At 71.5% G+C, this 15986-nt stretch carries 14 protein-coding genes and 3 pseudogenes; 7 read left to right on the top strand and 10 right to left on the bottom strand.

Annotated features, from left to right (window positions below):
• Positions 1 to 52: 52 nt before the first annotated feature.
• Positions 53 to 1315: a VWA domain-containing protein gene (locus tag ACYUD3_RS02435; protein WP_470962682.1), complete on the top strand. Its 1263-nt coding sequence runs from the start codon at positions 53 to 55 to the stop codon at positions 1313 to 1315.
• Positions 1315 to 2121 (top strand): hypothetical protein, encoded by an 807-nt coding sequence (locus ACYUD3_RS02430; protein ID WP_470962679.1) that lies wholly within the window; start codon positions 1315 to 1317, stop codon positions 2119 to 2121. Before ACYUD3_RS02435 ends, ACYUD3_RS02430 begins: the two co-directional genes overlap by 1 nt.
• Before the next feature lie 114 nt (positions 2122 to 2235).
• Here ACYUD3_RS02430 and ACYUD3_RS02425 read toward each other — a convergent pair whose 3' ends face one another.
• Entirely contained in the window at positions 2236 to 2862 is a 627-nt protein-coding gene (locus tag ACYUD3_RS02425) for a winged helix-turn-helix transcriptional regulator (protein WP_470962676.1), read from the bottom strand.
• Positions 2863 to 2943: 81 nt separating this feature from the next.
• Here ACYUD3_RS02425 and ACYUD3_RS02420 point away from each other — a divergent pair, with 81 nt between their 5' ends.
• From ACYUD3_RS02420 to ACYUD3_RS02410, 3 genes and pseudogenes are all read left to right on the top strand, one after another.
• A complete protein-coding gene (locus ACYUD3_RS02420) occupies positions 2944 to 4152 on the top strand; it encodes a pyridoxal phosphate-dependent aminotransferase (RefSeq protein WP_470962673.1) in 1209 nt (402 codons plus the stop codon).
• 87 nt (positions 4153 to 4239) lie between these two features.
• Positions 4240 to 4422: pseudogene (locus ACYUD3_RS02415) on the top strand (hypothetical protein); the annotation flags it as partial.
• 342 nt (positions 4423 to 4764) lie between these two features.
• Positions 4765 to 5181: pseudogene (locus ACYUD3_RS02410) on the top strand (hypothetical protein); the annotation flags it as partial.
• 573 nt (positions 5182 to 5754) lie between these two features.
• On the opposite strand, the gene ACYUD3_RS02405 reads toward ACYUD3_RS02410, so the two are convergent.
• From ACYUD3_RS02405 to ACYUD3_RS02375, 7 genes are all read right to left on the bottom strand, one after another.
• The gene (locus tag ACYUD3_RS02405) at positions 5755 to 7125 is read right to left on the bottom strand and encodes an 8-oxoguanine deaminase (RefSeq protein WP_470962670.1); all 1371 of its coding nucleotides are present in this window, start codon (positions 7123 to 7125) and stop codon (positions 5755 to 5757) included.
• Between the two features lie 27 nt (positions 7126 to 7152).
• Positions 7153 to 8052: a factor-independent urate hydroxylase gene (gene pucL / locus ACYUD3_RS02400; RefSeq protein WP_470962667.1), complete on the bottom strand. Its 900-nt coding sequence runs from the start codon at positions 8050 to 8052 to the stop codon at positions 7153 to 7155.
• A 7-nt stretch (positions 8053 to 8059) separates the two neighbouring features.
• Positions 8060 to 8431, bottom strand: coding sequence for a hydroxyisourate hydrolase (gene uraH / locus ACYUD3_RS02395; RefSeq protein WP_470962664.1), 372 nt, complete (start codon positions 8429 to 8431; stop codon positions 8060 to 8062).
• Entirely contained in the window at positions 8428 to 8943 is a 516-nt protein-coding gene (gene uraD / locus ACYUD3_RS02390) for a 2-oxo-4-hydroxy-4-carboxy-5-ureidoimidazoline decarboxylase (RefSeq protein WP_470962660.1), read from the bottom strand. The genes uraH and uraD overlap by 4 nt, the downstream gene beginning before the upstream one ends.
• A gap of 100 nt (positions 8944 to 9043) precedes the next feature.
• Positions 9044 to 9424, bottom strand: a complete 381-nt coding sequence (locus ACYUD3_RS02385) for a helix-turn-helix domain-containing protein (RefSeq protein WP_470962657.1) — start codon at positions 9422 to 9424, stop codon at positions 9044 to 9046.
• Positions 9421 to 9669 (bottom strand): hypothetical protein, encoded by a 249-nt coding sequence (locus tag ACYUD3_RS02380; RefSeq protein WP_470962654.1) that lies wholly within the window; start codon positions 9667 to 9669, stop codon positions 9421 to 9423. The genes ACYUD3_RS02385 and ACYUD3_RS02380 overlap by 4 nt, the downstream gene beginning before the upstream one ends.
• Before the next feature lie 25 nt (positions 9670 to 9694).
• Positions 9695 to 10021, bottom strand: a complete 327-nt coding sequence (locus ACYUD3_RS02375; RefSeq protein ID WP_470962650.1) for a hypothetical protein — start codon at positions 10019 to 10021, stop codon at positions 9695 to 9697.
• Positions 10022 to 10838: 817 nt separating this feature from the next.
• On the opposite strand from ACYUD3_RS02375, the pseudogene ACYUD3_RS02370 reads away from it, so the two are divergent.
• Positions 10839 to 11465 (top strand): annotated as a pseudogene (locus ACYUD3_RS02370) (hypothetical protein).
• A gap of 137 nt (positions 11466 to 11602) precedes the next feature.
• Here the strand turns inward: ACYUD3_RS02370 and ACYUD3_RS02365 are convergent.
• Together ACYUD3_RS02365 and ACYUD3_RS02360 are read right to left on the bottom strand one after the other, a co-directional pair.
• Positions 11603 to 13243, bottom strand: coding sequence for an AMP-binding protein (locus tag ACYUD3_RS02365; RefSeq protein WP_470962647.1), 1641 nt, complete (start codon positions 13241 to 13243; stop codon positions 11603 to 11605).
• Positions 13240 to 14973 carry an AMP-binding protein gene (locus ACYUD3_RS02360; protein WP_470962643.1) on the bottom strand — a complete coding sequence of 578 codons (1734 nt, stop codon included), beginning with the start codon at positions 14971 to 14973 and terminating at the stop codon, positions 13240 to 13242. Before ACYUD3_RS02360 ends, ACYUD3_RS02365 begins: the two co-directional genes overlap by 4 nt.
• A gap of 132 nt (positions 14974 to 15105) precedes the next feature.
• Between ACYUD3_RS02360 and ACYUD3_RS02355 the strand changes: the two genes are divergently transcribed.
• Positions 15106 to 15945, top strand: a complete 840-nt coding sequence (locus ACYUD3_RS02355) for a helix-turn-helix transcriptional regulator (protein ID WP_470963902.1) — start codon at positions 15106 to 15108, stop codon at positions 15943 to 15945.
• The last annotated feature ends 41 nt before the right edge of the window (positions 15946 to 15986 follow it).

The following is a 15986-nucleotide window of genomic DNA, read 5'->3' as shown; positions in this document are numbered from 1 at the left end:
ATGTCCGCGCCTCGTTTTGAAGCGGAGCGCTCCCGGTCAATAAGATCCGGCGATGATCAGAACACAACGGCTGGCGGTGGGGGTGTGTGCCCTGCTCGCCTCGCTCGCGGCCGGGCTCGCGTTCCCGGCCGGGGCGGTGGCCGACGAGACCACCGCCCTCTCGCCCAAGGTCGACCTCGTGCTCGACGTCAGCGGCTCCATGCGGACGAAGGACATCGACGGCGGGACACGCATGGCCGCGGCCAAGCAGGCGTTCAACGAAGTCCTCGACGCGACCCCTGAGACCGTCCTGCTCGGCATCCGCACGCTCGGCGCCAACTACCCCGGCGACGACCAGAAAACGGGCTGCAAGGACACCTCGCAGCTGTACAAGGTCGGACCGCTGGACCGCACCGAGGCGAAGTCGGCGGTGGCGACGCTCTCCCCGACCGGCTGGACGCCGATCGGCCCGGCGCTGCTCGCGGCGGCCGGCGACCTCGAGGGCGGCACCGGTTCGAAGCGGATCGTGCTGATCAGCGACGGCGAGGACACCTGCGCCCCGCTGGACCCCTGCGAGGTGGCCCGCGAGATCGCGGCCAAGGGCATCGGGCTGACCATCGACACGCTGGGCCTGGTGCCCAACACGAAGATGCGCCAGCAGCTCAGCTGTATCGCGGAGGCGACCGGCGGGACGTACACCTCGGTGGAGCACACCGACGAACTCACCGACAAGGTCAACCAGTTGGTGGACCGCGCGGCCGAGCCCGTGGTGACGCCCGTGGCCACCGAGGGCGCCACGTCCTGCGCGAGCGCGCCGGTCCTCAAGTCCGGTCTGTACACGGACCGTACGGAGTTCGCGCAGGCCCGCTGGTACAAGGTCGAGGTCAAGCCCGGCCAGGAGCTGCGCAGTTCGGTGAGCGTGGCGGCCGACCGCACGGTGCTGCCGAACTACGGTCTGCTGGTGCGGGCGGTGACGCAGAGCGGCCGGGAGATCGTCCGCGGCGAGGCCTCCGGCACGGGACGGACGGACGTGCTGTCGACGGGACTTCGCTATCCGAAGGAGGAGAGCGACGCGGACGACGCTCCGGCCGAGACCGTCTGCGTCCAGGTCACGAACTCCTTCACGCCGGCCGCCGGGGTGAAGACCACGCCGGGGCTGCCGCTGGAGCTGACGGTGGACGTCGTGGACGCCCCCTCGAAGGCGGGCGACGTCGCCTCCTTCGGCCTCGGCCGCGGCTGGTGGCTGCTCGGTGTGCTGGTGCTGGTCGGCTTCCTCGCCGGTCTGCTGTGGGGCTGGCTGTCACGCTGGCGCGTCGCGGTGTGGAGGACCAACTGATGCGGATCGTACGAGTGTTGGGCGCGGCCCTGCTGACCCTGGGCCTGGCGGCCACCCCGGCCGCCGCCGACTCCACCCCCTCCCCCAGCCCCTCGGACGCCGTCAAGGTCCCGACGTCCGCGGGCACTTCGTTCCGCACGGCGGCCGAGCTGGACCAGGGCACCACGGCCACGGCGAGCGGTTCGACCGGTGACTACATGTACTGGTCCTTCCCGGCCGACGCAGGCCAACGCCCCACGGTCAAAGCGACGGTGAAGCTCCCTCAGGCGAGCACGGGCCAGACCTGGCAGGTCGACGTGTACGACGGTCTGCGCCGCCGCCAGGCCTGCCAGTACGGCGCCCAGACCCGCACCGCGCCGGCCGGGGAGTCCTCGCTGGAGCTGGCCTGCGTGCTGCGCACCGTGCGGTCCTGGTCGGAGTCCTGGTCCAACGACCCGCTGCCGGGCACGTATTACGTCCGGCTGACGGCCGTCGGCGTGAAGACGGCCGACCTCGGTCTACCGGTGAGCGCCGAACTCCGCGTGGATTCAAAGGACATCGGCGGCAAGGCGGCCGTGGACGGTTCGCTGGCCGAGCCGTTGGTGCCGGGCATCGCCGTCACGAAGGCGCGGACGGACGCGAAGGACGAGAACTCCAAGGCGTCGCTGTTCAGCCTGGAGCCCGAGGACGGCTGGGCGTCCGGCTGGTGGTCCGACCGCTGGGTGTGGACCGGGATCGGGGCGATGCTGGCCGCGCTCGCGGGGATCGGCGGGTACGCGCTGACACGGGGGACGGGACGGCCGTCGCGGGTGCCGCCGGGCGCCTGAGGCGTGAAGAGCCTGACGGAGCCGATGAATTGACGGTCCATCAGGAGACGCGCGCGTGCTGAAGAGAGGCTCACCGGGATCGACCGGTGAGCCTCTTTTTTTCAGGCCTCCCTTTCACGCCTCCCGCAGCCCCTTGGCGATCGCCCCGTCACCGCTCACCTCGACGCGTCCGGCGCGCACGGCGTCCTGGAGGCTCAACTCCCCCCGGCCTATGGCGATACAGGTGCCGGTGTCGAGGGCGAGCCGGGCGTCGGGTTCGGCGGGGGCGGCCCCGTCGCCGTACACGGGACCTTCGCCCTGGCCGACGTACAGATGGAACTCCCCTTCGTCCAGGCGGACTTGGACCAGACCCTCGCCCTCCAGGGCGCGCAGCAGGGGGAGGGCGAACCAGTGGGCGCGGACGGCGTCGGTGGGGCGGCGGTCGCCGAGTTCGGCCTCGCCCCAGGCGCCGAGGGCCTGGAGGACGGGGAGCAACTCGCGGCCCCGGGCGGTGAGTTCGTAGACGTAGACCGCGCCGGGCGGGGGCAGCTTGCGGCGGGTCGCGAGGCTGTCGCGCTCCATGTCCTTCAGCCGGGAGGCGAGCACGTCCGTGCTGACGCCGGGCAGGTCGGCGTGCAGATCGGTGTAGCGGCGCGGGCCCGCGAGCAGCTCCCGGACGATCAGCAGGGTCCAGCGGTCACCGACGGTGTCGAGCGCCCGGGCGGCGGAACAGTACTGGTCGTAGCTTCGGCGAGGTGACATGCGACGCAGTCTAGACAAGTTGTTGGACTTTCCAAGCTCCCACTTGGTAAAACCAAGCAACACAAGTTTCCGGAGGGACGCATGGAGTTCCGGCAGTCGAACAAGCTGAGCGAGGTCTGTTACGAGATCCGCGGCCCGGTGATCGAGCAGGCCGACGCGCTGGAGGAGGCGGGGCACAGCGTGCTGCGCCTCAACACCGGCAACCCCGCGCTCTTCGGCTTCGAGGCGCCCGAGGAGATCGTCCAGGACATGATCCGGATGCTGCCCCGCGCGCACGGGTACACCGACTCCCGCGGCGTCCTCTCGGCCCGCCGCGCGGTCGCCCAGCGGTACCAGCAGCTGGGCCTCGAAGTCGGCGTCGACGACGTCTACTTGGGCAACGGCATCTCCGAGCTGATCTCCATGGCCGTGCAGGCGCTGATCGAGGACGGCGACGAAATCCTCATCCCCGCGCCGGACTTCCCGCTCTGGACGGCCGTGACGACCCTCGCGGGCGGCACGGCGGTGCACTACCGCTGCGACGAACAGGCCGACTGGAACCCGGACTTGGCGGACATGGCGGCGAAGATCACCGACCGTACGAAAGCGGTCGTGATCATCAACCCGAACAACCCCACGGGCGCGGTGTACCCCAAGGAGGTCGTCGAAGGCATCCTCGACCTCGCCCGGCGGCACGGCCTGATGGTCTTCGCCGACGAGATCTACGACCAGATCCTCTACGACGACGCCGTCCACCACTCCGCCGCCGCGCTCGCCCCCGATCTGGTCGTCCTGACCTTCTGCGGGCTCTCGAAGACGTACCGTGTGGCCGGTTTCCGCTCGGGGTGGCTGGTGGTGACCGGGCCCAGGCAGCACGCCAAGAGTTACCTCGAGGGCCTCACCATGCTGGCCTCCATGCGGCTGTGCGCCAACGCGCCCGCGCAGTACGCCATCCAGGCCGCGCTCGGGGGCCGCCAGTCCATCCACGAGCTGACCGCTCCCGGCGGCCGGCTGTACGAACAGCGCAATGTCGCCTGGGAGAAGCTGAACGAGATCCCCGGGGTCTCTTGTGTCAAGCCCAAGGGGTCCCTCTACGCGTTCCCGCGCATGGATCCCAAGGTGTATCCCATCCACGACGACGAGAAGTTCGTCCTCGATCTCCTGCTGCGCGAGAAGATCCAGGTCGTCCAGGGCACCGGGTTCAACTGGCCCACGCCGGACCACTTCCGCATTCTCACGCTGCCGCACGCGGATGATCTGGAGGCGGCGATCGGGAGGATCGGGAGGTTCCTCAGCGGGTACCGGCAGTAACTGCTGGTCGCGGGCCGTTGTCAGACCCTCGTCGTAGCCTCGGAGGCAGATGGAGGACCGTTCTCCGGGGCCAGGAAGGGGTATGCCGTGACGCGACCGCCGAGTGCCGCGCAGCAGCGCGTGATCGATGCCGCCGAGCCGGTCACGGGGCGGCTGCGGGGGACGCCCGCGCAGCTCACGGGGCTGGTCAGGCTGGGGCTGGCATTCCGGCATCCCCGGCCGCCGCACGGGTACTTTCTGACTCCGGCGGGGCATCGGGTGCGGGAGGGGTCGGGGGCGGGGGCGGGGGCTGGAGGCAGCGGGGGTGCGGAGAGGGGCGGAGGGAGCGGGGAGGGCGGGGGTGTCGCGGGGAGCGGCGGGGGTGTCGCGGGGAGGGCCGGAGCAGGTTCGCGAGGCGCCCCGGCGGTTGGAGGGACCTCCGCCCAGGAAACAGGGGGCGCCGCCGCGAACTCCGGGAACTCCGGGAACTCCAGGAACTCCGGGAACTCCGCCCAGGAAACAAGAGGCGCCGCCGCAAACTCCGCCAACTCCCGGAACTCCGCCCAGGAAGCCGGGGACTCCGGCAACTCCGCCCCGGGAAGCAGGAGTTCCAGCCCAGAGGCCAGGAGTTCCGCCCCCGAGACCGGAGGTTTCGCCGCGCGGATCGGCGGTGAGGAGGCCGCCCCGGCCGACAGCCCCGCGCGCGTACGTGAGGTGCACAGCGCCTGGCAGGGTCTCCTGGAGCTGCGCCGCATGACCAACCAGGACGGCGCCACCGACCGCCCCTGCGGCTGGGAGCGGACCCACCTCGTACGGGCCGCCGCGCTGGCCCTGGAGGCGGCCGGGCAGCGGCCCTCGGGGGCGTCCGGCGCCGACGGCTACCGCGTCCGGGCGACACCCCAGCCGGAGGCCGTCGCCGTACACGCCCCGGACGACACCGCCCTGCGGGCGTACGCGGGGGCGCTGGAGGCGGCGGGTTGGCAGACCGGCGAACATACGGACCCCCGCGCCCGGACACGGTATCTACTCGCTTCGCCTCGGAGGAGGTGAGGGCGGGTGGGGTGGGCCGAGGTGAAGCGGTGGATCGGGGAGGCGCTGCGGGGTGCCGCAACTCGGCTTGGCCCGGCGGGCGTTGGCGTGACCGAGCGGAACGGAACGCAGCGAGCCGGAGCGAAACGGCATACCGCGCGGCAGACCTGGGAGGCTCCGCCGAATGCCGCAACTCGGTCTGCCCCAGCAGACATTGGCGAAGCCGAGCGGAACGGAGTGCAGCCGGCCGGGGTAAAGCAACGGGGCATGCCGCTGACCGAAGTGAACCCGCATGGCATGCGGTGGCCCAAGAACCCGCCGGCGGACGCCCCTGCCCAGCCCACCCCCGCAGACGCCCCGGCTCAGCCCCGCCCAGCGGACGCCACGGAGTTCTCGGCCCCCGCCCAGACAAGGCCCGTCCAAACAAGGCCCACTCAGACAGGACCCGTCCAGACAGGACCCGTCCAGACAGGACCCGTCCAGACAGAGCCCGCCCAGCCAAGGCCCGTCCAAACAGGACCCGCCCAAACAAGCCCGGCGCCCGCCCAAACAGTGCCCCTCCCCTCCACCCCCTCCCCCATCACCCCCACCCCTTCACCCCGCAGCGATCCCCGCCAGCCTCCGAGCCTCCCCCCGAGTCCTCCGAGCGATCGCCTCCTCATCCACAGTCAACAACCGCCCCCCCTCCACGATCTGCCGCCCGTTCACGAAGGACGCCGTCACCGGAGCCGCCGCTCCGAAGACCAGGGCCGTCACCGGGTCCGCGATCGACGCGTGGGCCAGGGTGTCCATGCGCCACAGGACCAGGTCCGCCAGCTTGCCGGGCTCCAGGGAGCCGATCTCGCGGGCCCGGCCCAGGACTTGGGCGCCGCCGTAGGTGCCGAGGCGCAGGGCCTGGCGGGCGTTCAGGGCGCGTTCCTTGTGGGCGCCGAGGCGGTTGATCAGGAGGGCGTTGCGCAGTTCCGTGTGGAGTTCGCCGGACTCGTTCGACGCGGTGCCGTCGACCCCCAGGCCCACCGGGACGCCCGCCGCGAGCATGTCGGGGACCCGCGCGATGCCCGCCGCCAGGCGCGCGTTGGACGAGGGACAGTGCGCCACCCCCGTCCGCGTACGGGCGAACGCCGCGATGTCGGAGTCGTTCATGTGGACGCAGTGGGCCATCCAGACGTCCTCGCCGAGCCAGCCGGTGGACTCGAAGTAGTCGGTGGGCCCCATGCCGAACAGCTCGTGGCAGAACTTCTCCTCCTCGACCGTCTCCGAGCCGTGGGTGTGCAGGCGCACGCCGAGCCGGCGGGCCAACTCGGCTCCCTGCCGCATCAGTTCGATGGAGACCGAGAAGGGCGAGCAGGGGGCCACGGCGATCTGCGTCATCGAGTCGAAGGAACCGTCGTGATGGCGTCGTACCGTCTCCTCGGTCGCCGCCAGCGCGCCGTCGAGCGTCTCGACCGCGAAGTCCGGCGGCAGGCCGCCGGCCGACTCGCCGCGGTCCATGGAGCCGCGGGCGAGGGTGAAGCGGACGCCCATGGTGCGGGCGGCGTCGATGATCGCGCCGGAGAGGTCGCCGGAGCCGCGCGGGAAGACGTAGTGGTGGTCCATCGCGGTCGTCACGCCGCCGCGGGCCATCATCGCCAGGGACCCCTCGGCCGCCGCGCGGACCATCGGCTCGTCGATGCGCGCCCAGGTCGGGTAGAGCGCGACCAGCCAGTCGAAGAGGTTGTGGTCGGTGGCCAGGCCCCGGGTGATCCACTGGTAGAAGTGGTGATGGGTGTTGACCAGGCCGGGGGTGACGAGATGGCCGGCCGCGTCGATGCGGCGGGCGACGTCCGCGAGGCCCTGGGGCGCCGGGCCCGCGCCGACGGACTCGATGCGGTTGCCGTGCAGCACGAGGTGTCCGCTCGCGTGCTCGGTGTCCTGGGCGTCGACGGTCGCGATCGCCGCGTTCTCGATGACGATGCGCTGAGCCATCGTTCGTCCCCTCTCGGAAGAAACAGGTCAGAGATTCGTGAGGTCCGCCGGGATGCGCGCCTCGCGCCCCTCACGCAGCACGGTCGCCTCGATCAGCCCGTAGGGCCGGTCGGCGGCGAAGTACACCTCGTTGTCGTTCTTGAGCCCGAACGGCTTCAGATCGACCAGGAAATGGTGCTTGTTGGGCAGCGAGAAGCGGATCTCGTCGATCTCCGGCCGGTGTTCGACGACCCGCGCGCCCATCGCGTACAGCGTCTGCTGGAGCGACAGCGAGTACGTCTGCGCGAACGCCTGGAGGATGTGCCGCCTCGTCTCCTCGTACGACTCCTGCCAGTCCGGCAACTCGCCTGTGTCGCCGGTCCAGTTGAAGCGCCAGCGGGCGGTGACGTCGGTGGCGAGGATGCGGTCGTACGCCTCGGGCAGGGTCGTGTACTGATCCTTGAGGTAGCCCCAGAACTCGGAGTTGGTCGAGTTCAGGACCGTCAGGTCCTTCAGGCCCGAGACCACTTCCCACTCGGTGCCGTCGAAGGTGACCTGGGTCAGGCGGGTCTCCTGGCCCTTGCGGACGAAGGAGTGCTCGCCCTCGCCCGCGCTGTCGATCCGCTCCCAGGTGTACTCCTCGATGCGGATGCGGGCGCGGTGGATCGTCTCCTGGGAGGTGACGAAGTGGCGGGCGAGGTGGATGCCGAACTGCTCGGCGGACTCGATGCCGTGCTCCTTGGCGAACGCGTACACCGTGTTCTTGGTGGTGTCCGTGGGCAGCACGTTCGCGTTCGAGCCGGAGTAGTGCACCTCGGCCATGTCGCCGCTCAGCGAGACGGAGACGTTGAGGTCCTTGATGTGATGGGTGGTGCCGTCGCGGACGATGCGGACGACTCGGGTCTCGGCCTTGCCGTACTGGTTCTGGCCCAGCAGAGCACGCGTCATGGCGGTCCTAGCTCCCTCGGTAGACGGAGTAGCCGAACGGGTTCAGCAGGAGGGGTACGTGGTAGCGCTCACCCGGTACGACGGCGAAGGCGACCGTCACCTCGGGGAAGAACGCCGCTTCCAGATAGGGGTCCACCTCGAAGACGAGCCGCGCCTGGGCCGCCGACTCCGGCAGCGGGGGGAAGTCCTTGCAGCGGCCGTCGGCGTCGGTCACCGACTCCCCGAAGGGCAGCCACTCCGCGTCCGCGCCGGGCCGCACCGCGAGGCGGACGGAGACACCCGCAGCGGGCCGGCCCACGGAGGTGTCCAGGATGTGCGTGGAGACACTCACGCCTCCACTGGAGACGCTCACGCCTTCACGAGATGTACTGCCGCTCATACAGGATCACCCTCAAGAAGCCGAGCCAGCCGAATGCGATTGATCTTGCCGAGTTCGGCGCGTACGACCGCGCGTTCCCGCTCCGGCGTGTTCCCGATCCGCTCCCGCGCGGCGTCCCGCATCTGCTCGCCGGTCCGCCCGGTCGCGCAGATCAGGAAGACATGGCCGAACTTCTCCTGGTAGGCCAGGTTGAGTTCGAGCATCTCCGCCCTCAGCTCCTCCGACGCGCCCGCCATCCCGCGCTGCTCGCGGGCCGAGACCGGGTCGCCCGGCCGGGGGCGCCCTATCTGAGGGTGCCCGGCCATCGCCGCGTCCAGACCGGCCGGGGTCAGCGCGTCGGTGGCGGCGTCGCCGGCGTCGTACAGCTCCTCGGGGGTGGTGTACGGGCGGGCCGCCAGGAGGTGGTCGGCCCAGGTGGGGGCCGCGCAGACGTCGTGGAGGGCGGCGCGGGCCGCGGGGACGGCGAGCGTGTTGAACCGGGTCAGGCCCGGCGGCGGGGGCAGGGGCGTCACGAAGTGCCTCCGTGGCCGCGAGGGCCGTCGTACGGAAGGGGACGCCGTCAGCTAACGCCTTCACCTCGTACGCCGTCAACAGTTTGTTGAAAAATCTGGGTTACGGCGCGACCCCTCCGGTACCTTTCTCCCGGTTCAGGTAGTTGTAGACGGTGAAGCGGCTCACCCCGAGGGCGCTCGCGACCGTCTCCACCCCGTGCCGCACGGCGAACGCGCCGCGTGCCTCCAGCGACCGCACGACCTGCTGTTTCGTCTTGCGGTCCAGCTCGGCGAGGGGCTTGCCGAACTTCCGCTCCAGCGCGGCCAGGATGTGATCGAGCGAGTCGGCGAGCTGCGGCAGCCGTACGGCGACGGCCTCGGCGCCGGCCCAGCGCAGGACGACGTCGTCGGGCCCCGCCTCGGCGGCCGGGAGCAGTTCGCCGCCGATGGCGTCGACGAGGGGGCGCACGGCGGCGACGAAGGACTCCTCCGCGTCGCTCACTCGCCCTCCCCGACCACGCTGACCTGGAGCGAGATCCGGTTGGCGCCGGCCTGGAGGGCGTCGCGCAGCACCGCGTCCACGGCGGCGAGCACCGCCTCGGCGCCGCCCTCCGCGGTGTTCCCGAACGGGCCGACGTCGACCGCGTCCAGCTCGGCCGCGGCCAGCACCTCGCGGGCCGCCAGGGCGTGCGCGGGCGCCTCGTCGAGGTCGAAGGGCTCGGTCGTGAACTCCACTCTCAATCGCACCCGCCCAACCTAACGCCTCCCGCCCTCATCTCGGCCGGCGTCTGCGGGAGCGCTGGATGCGGGGTCTGCTCTCGCGGACGACCGTCACGGGCGCGGGGCCGCTGCGCCGGCCGCAGCAGCGGGGGCACCAGTAGCCCTCGCCGCCCGTGGTGAAGCTCCAGCCCAGGCCGACGATGTGGTCGTACGCGTACTCCGCCTCGTGCAGGATGTGGCCGAAGATGTCCTCCTCCTTGTCCGGCGGCGGCTGTGCGATGACCAGCTCGAAGACCGCGCGGGCCTCGCAGCCGGGGCGGTCGCAGAGCAGGTAGAAACGGACGGGTCCCGGGGCCTTGCCGTCGGTCTTGAGGCTCATGCGGCCACTGTTCCGGAGGAGGAGCGGTGTGTGCGGAGAGTTGCGTGATACGGCCGAAAGCGTGAGGTGGGGCGGGGGTGGTGTGGCATGCGTCGGTACTCTCCGGTGGGGGCTGCTCGCGTGTCTCATCAAGGTCATACCGGCGCATAAATGCGTTACCGCACCGGTCGTAGCGGGGCTACGGCAAGCTCAAAAGAAGCTCTGGAAACGGGCCGGGGGTGTATCAACCGGGCGCCGGGGCGGGCACATTGGCTTCATGCGGGGCCCGCCGGAACGGGGGCGGCGGGCCTCGTACGGCATCCGGCGCCGGTGTCGACGTCACCCCCGGCGCGTCCCCGGTGCCGTCAAGTGACGGACAATCAGGGGGCGTCGGGAGGACGATGGGGCCATGTCCGAGAGCGTGCCGGTGCGCTGTCCGGCCTGTCTGCGCGAGCGGCTCTTCCGTGTGCCGTCCTACCCTTGCGTGTGCGGTGCCGCCGTAGCGCCCCGCCCTGATCCCCACACCCCGCCCACCCCGGTCACCCAGCGCGTCTGGGACGAGGAGTGGATCACCCTGCGCTGCCATTGCTGCGGCCGCGCGACACATTGGCCGCATCCTGAACTGGGGTGTGGTTGTGGGGTGTTGCTGCGGATAGCGGTGTGGGGGGAGGGGGTGGAGCAGGAGGTGGAGACGGGTACGCCGGGGGCCGCGCGCGAGCCGGGGGCGGGGGCTTCCGAGGCGGGCGGTGCTTCCGGGGTGGACGCCTCCGGGGTGGACGTCTCCGGGACCGAGCAGGAGGCCGCAGGGCAGCAGGCGCCGGTCCCGGACCAGGAGCCCGTGTCCGAGAGCGCGCCCAGAGCGGTCGCGGGACAGCCTCCGGAGCCGGCCCCCGAAGCGGAGCGGCAGGCCGGGGCGGAAGCTGACGCGTGCGGCGCATCTCCGGCTCGGCACGGCCTCGGGGCACCGGACGCCGCACATGACGCCGGGTCCGAAACGGCCTTCCCGGCCCGCGAGACTCCCCGGGCACCGGACGCCCCCTCGGCCCAGGACACTCCCCCCGCCCAAGAAGCACCCCCGCCCCTCCCCCTCCACCCCATCCGCACCGCCCGCGACGCGGTCATGGTCACCGCCCTCTACCTCCGCCGCCTCGGCTACCGCGACATCCGGCGGGCCGATCAGCGGCAGCCCTCGGGGATCGGGCTGGCGGCGCGGGGGCTGCTGGCGCAGGTGGATCCGAGTGTGCGGCCCGCCTCGCTGCGCGACATCGAGTGTCTGTGACTGACGGCGATGACGGAGTCGTCGGGCCCGGTGTACTTCTCGCTCGCGGGATACGCCGACGACGCCCGCGCCCGCGCCGACCGCCTCGGCATCCCCCTGTTCGTGCTGGACCTCACCGGCATAGCCCTGCCCGTGAACGCCCCGGCCGACGCCCTCGACGCCACCCACGACGCACCCGGCGGCTGAGCGGCGCCGACCCACCGAAGGCACCGCCGAAGCCACCGGCGACAACCTCGGCGACGGCACCGGTAACAGCACCCGCAGCACCACCGCCAGCCCCGGCGACCGCGCCCAGGGCACCCCCACCCCCGAACCCTCCACCCCTACCCCCCGTACATCTCCCGCAGCTCCACCTTCCGCACCTTCCCCGACACCGTCATCGGAAAGGCCCCCAACACCCGCAGCCGGCTAGGGATCTTGTAGTGCGCGAGCCGGCCCGCGCAGTACTCCCGGAGTTCCTCCAGCGTCGGCGGATCCCCCTCCTCCCGGGGTATGACGCAGGCGAGCACCTCCTCGCCGTACGTCTCGTGCGCCGCCCCGACGACCTGGACGTCCCTGATCTTCGGGTGGCCGTAGAGGAACTCCTCGACCTCGCGCGGATAGATGTTCTCGCCGCCCCGGATGATCATGTCCTTGATGCGGCCGACGATCTCGACGTACCCGTCCTCGCGCATCACCGCGAGATCCCCGGTCCGCATCCAGCGGCCCGCGTCGACGGCCTCGGCGGTCTTCTCCGGCTCGTTCCAGTAGCCGAGCATCACGCTGTAGCCGCGGGTGCACAACTCGCCTGCCGTGCCCCGGGGTCGGGTGACACCGGAGACCGGGTCGATCACCTTGACCTCGATGTGCGGCAGGGCCCGGCCGACGGTCCCGGTGCGGTGTTCGAGGTCGTCGTCCCTGCGGGTCTGCAAGGACACCGGGGACGTCTCGGTCATGCCGTAGCAGATGGCGACCTCCGCCATGCCCATCTCGGCGACGACCCGTTTCATCACCTCCACCGGACAGGGCGAGCCCGCCATGATGCCGGTGCGCAGTGAACTCAGGTCGTAAGAAGGGAAGTCCGGCAGGTTCAGCTCGGCGATGAACATCGTCGGGACGCCGTACAGGGACGTGCACCGCTCCTGTTGGACGGCCGTCAGGGTGGCCGCCGGTTCGAAGGAGGGGGCCGGGATCACGACGCAGGCGCCGTGCGAGGTGGCCGCGAGGTTGCCCATCACCATGCCGAAGCAGTGGTAGAAGGGGACGGGTACGCAGATGCGGTCCTGTTCGTCGTAGCCCAGCGACTCCCCCACGAAATAGCCGTTGTTGAGGATGTTGTGGTGGGAGAGGGTGGCCCCCTTGGGGAAGCCGGTGGTGCCCGAGGTGTACTGGATGTTGATGGGGTCGTCGCAGGACAACTCGGCCTCGCGGGCGGCCAGTTCACCACCGGAGGCGGCGCCGCGCCGGACGAACTCCGCCCAGCCGGGGTCGCCGAAGTACACGGCCTGCCTCAACTCCGGGCATCCGGGCCGGACTTCGTCGACCATCGCCCGGTAGTCGCTGCCCTTGTGGCCCAGTGAGGCGAACAGCAGGGACACGCCCGCCTGCCGCAGGACGTACCCCACCTCGTGCGTGCGGTAGGCCGGATTGACGTTCACCATGACCGCGCCGACCCGCGCGCTGGCGTACTGCACCAGCACCCACTCCGGGCAGTTGACCGCCCAGACCCCGACCCGGTCCCTCCTGCCCACCCCGGCGGCGAGCAGCGCGTACGCCAACTCCTCGACGTCGGCGGCGAATTCGGCGTACGTCCAGCGCCGCCCGGACGCCACGTCGACCAGCACCTCCCGCTCCGGCCAACGGGCCACCGCCCGGGCGAGGTTGCCGCCGATGGTGTCCCCGAGGAGGGGGGTGACACCGGCGCCGTGCGCGTACGACAGCGGCCGAGCGACCGATGAACTCCCCCCGGCGAACCCCCCGTTCACCGCCAGTCCTCCTCACGGAACTCGTTCTCCGACCCCTCCGCCGTGGCCTCCCGAAGCTCTATCCGCCGGATCTTCCCGGACACCGTCTTCGGCAGCGGCGCGAACTCCAGCCGCCGTACCCGCTTGTAGGGCGCGAGCACCCGCCGCGAGTGCTCGAAGAGTTCGCGGGCCGTCTCCCCGTCCGGCTCCCACCCCGCCGCGAGGACGACGTACGCCTTGGGGACGGACAGCCGCAGTTCGTCGGGGGCGGGGACGACCGCCGCCTCCGCGACCGCCTCGTGCTCCAGCAGCGCGCTCTCCAGCTCGAAGGGGGAGATCTTGTAGTCGCTGGCCTTGAAGACGTCGTCGCTGCGGCCGATGTACGTCAAGTAGCCCTGGGCGTCGCGGGAGGCGACGTCGCCGGTGCGGTAGTAGCCGCCGGCCATCGCCTCGGCGGTGCGGTCGGCGTCGCCGTGGTAGCCGGTCATGAGGCCGACGGGGCGGGAGGAGAGGTCGAGGGCGATCTCGCCCTCGTCGACGCCGGGGGCGCCGGAGACGGGGTCGAGGAGCTCCACCCGGTAGCCGGGGCTGGGGCGGCCCATGGAGCCCGTCTTCAGTTGCTGGCCGGGGGTGTTGGCGACCTGGACGGCGGTCTCGGTCTGTCCGAAGCCGTCGCGGATCGTGACCCCCCAGGCCCGCCGGACCTGCTCTATCACCTCGGGGTTGAGGGGTTCACCGGCGGCGACGACCTCGCGCGGCGGGGTGGTGAGCTGGGTGAGGTCGGCCTGGATGAGCATGCGCCACACGGTCGGCGGGGCGCAGAACGTCGTGACGCCCGCGCGGTCCATCTCCGCCATCAGCCGACTCGCGTCGAACCGCGTGTAGTTGTGGATGAAGACGGTCGCCTCGGCGTTCCAGGGGGCGAAGAGGTTGGACCAGGCGTGCTTGGCCCAGCCCGGGGAGGAGATGTTGAGGTGGACGTCGCCGGGCTTGAGGCCGATCCAGTACATGGTCGCCAAGTGCCCGATGGGGTAGGAGGCGTGGGTGTGCTCGACGAGTTTGGGGCGGGCCGTGGTGCCGGAGGTGAAGTACAGCATCAGGGGGTCGTCGGCGAGGGTCTCGCCGTCGGGGGTGAACTCGGCGGGGGCGGCGTACGCGTCGGCGTAGGGGAGCCAGCCCGGGACCTCGTCGCCGACCGCGATGCGGGAGTAACGGCCGGGCACCTCCTCGAACTTGGCGGTGTCGGCGGAGCGGGTGAGGACGTGCCGGATCCGGCCGCGCTCGACGCGGTCGCGCAGGTCCAGGGGGCCGAGGAGGGGGGTGGCCGGTATCACGACGGCCCGCAGCTTCATCGCGGCGAGGGCGGTCTCCCACAACTCGGCCTGGTTGCCGAGCATCACGAGGATGCGATCCTCGGCGCGCACGCCCCGCGCGCGCATCCAGTTCGCGACCCGATTGGATCGCTCGGCCAACTCGGCGAAGGAGAGCCGTAGTTCCGAGCCGTCCTCCTCGACGATGTGCAGGGCGGTGCGGTCGTTGCCGGCGGCGATGGCGTCGAACCAGTCGAGGGCCCAGTTGAAGCGTTCGGGGCGTGGCCAGGTGAAACCCGCGCAGGCGGCGTCGTAGTCCTCCCTGTGGGTGAGGAGGAAGTCACGGGCGGTGCGGAACACGGCCTGGGCGGACGGCTGTTGGGCGAGCCTGCGGGGCGTGCCAAGGGCCAAGTCCGGGTAAAGGGAATCCGTCGTCGCCATCTGTCCTCCTCGGTACCGGACCATTGCCGGGCGGCTCTCTGCCATCGTGTAATCCGTGATGTGAGTCTCACTACCCCCGAACGGGGGTGTGCGGCGGCGGACTCCGCGGGAGAAGAGGCGGGTAATCAGGTGGTGACAGCGGACGCGTCGGGAACGATCGAGATTCATGGCGCGCTGGCGCGGCTGCGCCGGACGACGGGGCTGCCCCTGGCGTTCGGCGGGCTGGTGGAGACGGGGCGGCACCGGATGCGGATCAGTGAGCTGAGTGGAGCGAACACGCACTCGCTGCGCGGGCTCGCCGTGACCTCGGGCAACGGGCTCGGCGGCAAGACGCTCGCGCTGGCCCGGCCGGTCGCCGTGACCGACTACTCGCTCTCGCGGCAGATCAGCCATGAGTACGACGTGGCGGTCGCGGAGGAGGGGATCAGATCGGTGGTGGCGATCCCGATCGTCGTGCGCCGCCGGGTGCGGGGGGTGCTGTACGGGGCGCTGCGGACCGCGCAGCCGCTGGGGGACCGCACGCTGGGTGCGGCGGTGGACGTGGCGCGGGACGTGGAGCAGGCGCTGGTGGTGCGGGACGAGGCGGCGGCGCTGCTGGCGGCGGCGCGCTGCGAGCGTCCGCCGCTGGAGCGGACGGCGGGCTGGGAGCAGGTGCGGGAGGCGCACGCGGCGCTGCGGGCGCTGGCGCCGCGGATAAGCGATCCGGGGCTGCGGGCGGAGCTGCTGCGGGCGTGCGGGCTGCTGGAGCCGGGGCAGGAGTCGGCGGGCCTTGAGGGTCCGGTGCTGGCGCCGCGGGAGCAGGATGTGCTGGCCTGTGTGGCGGCGGGGGCGACGAACGCGGTGACGGCGGAGCGGCTGGGGCTGCGGCCGGAGACGGTCAAGGGCTATCTGCGCTCGGCGATGCGGAAACTGGGTGCGCACACCCGGGGCGAGGCGGTGGCGCTGGCCCGCCGCGCGGGGCTGCTGCCCTGAGAGGAGGGTCGATTTCCGGACATGGACGCCAGGACGGGGTG

It is taken from the genome of Streptomyces sp. AMJ-169 (assembly GCF_055597585.1).
This window is presented reverse-complemented; position numbering and strand designations above follow the sequence as displayed.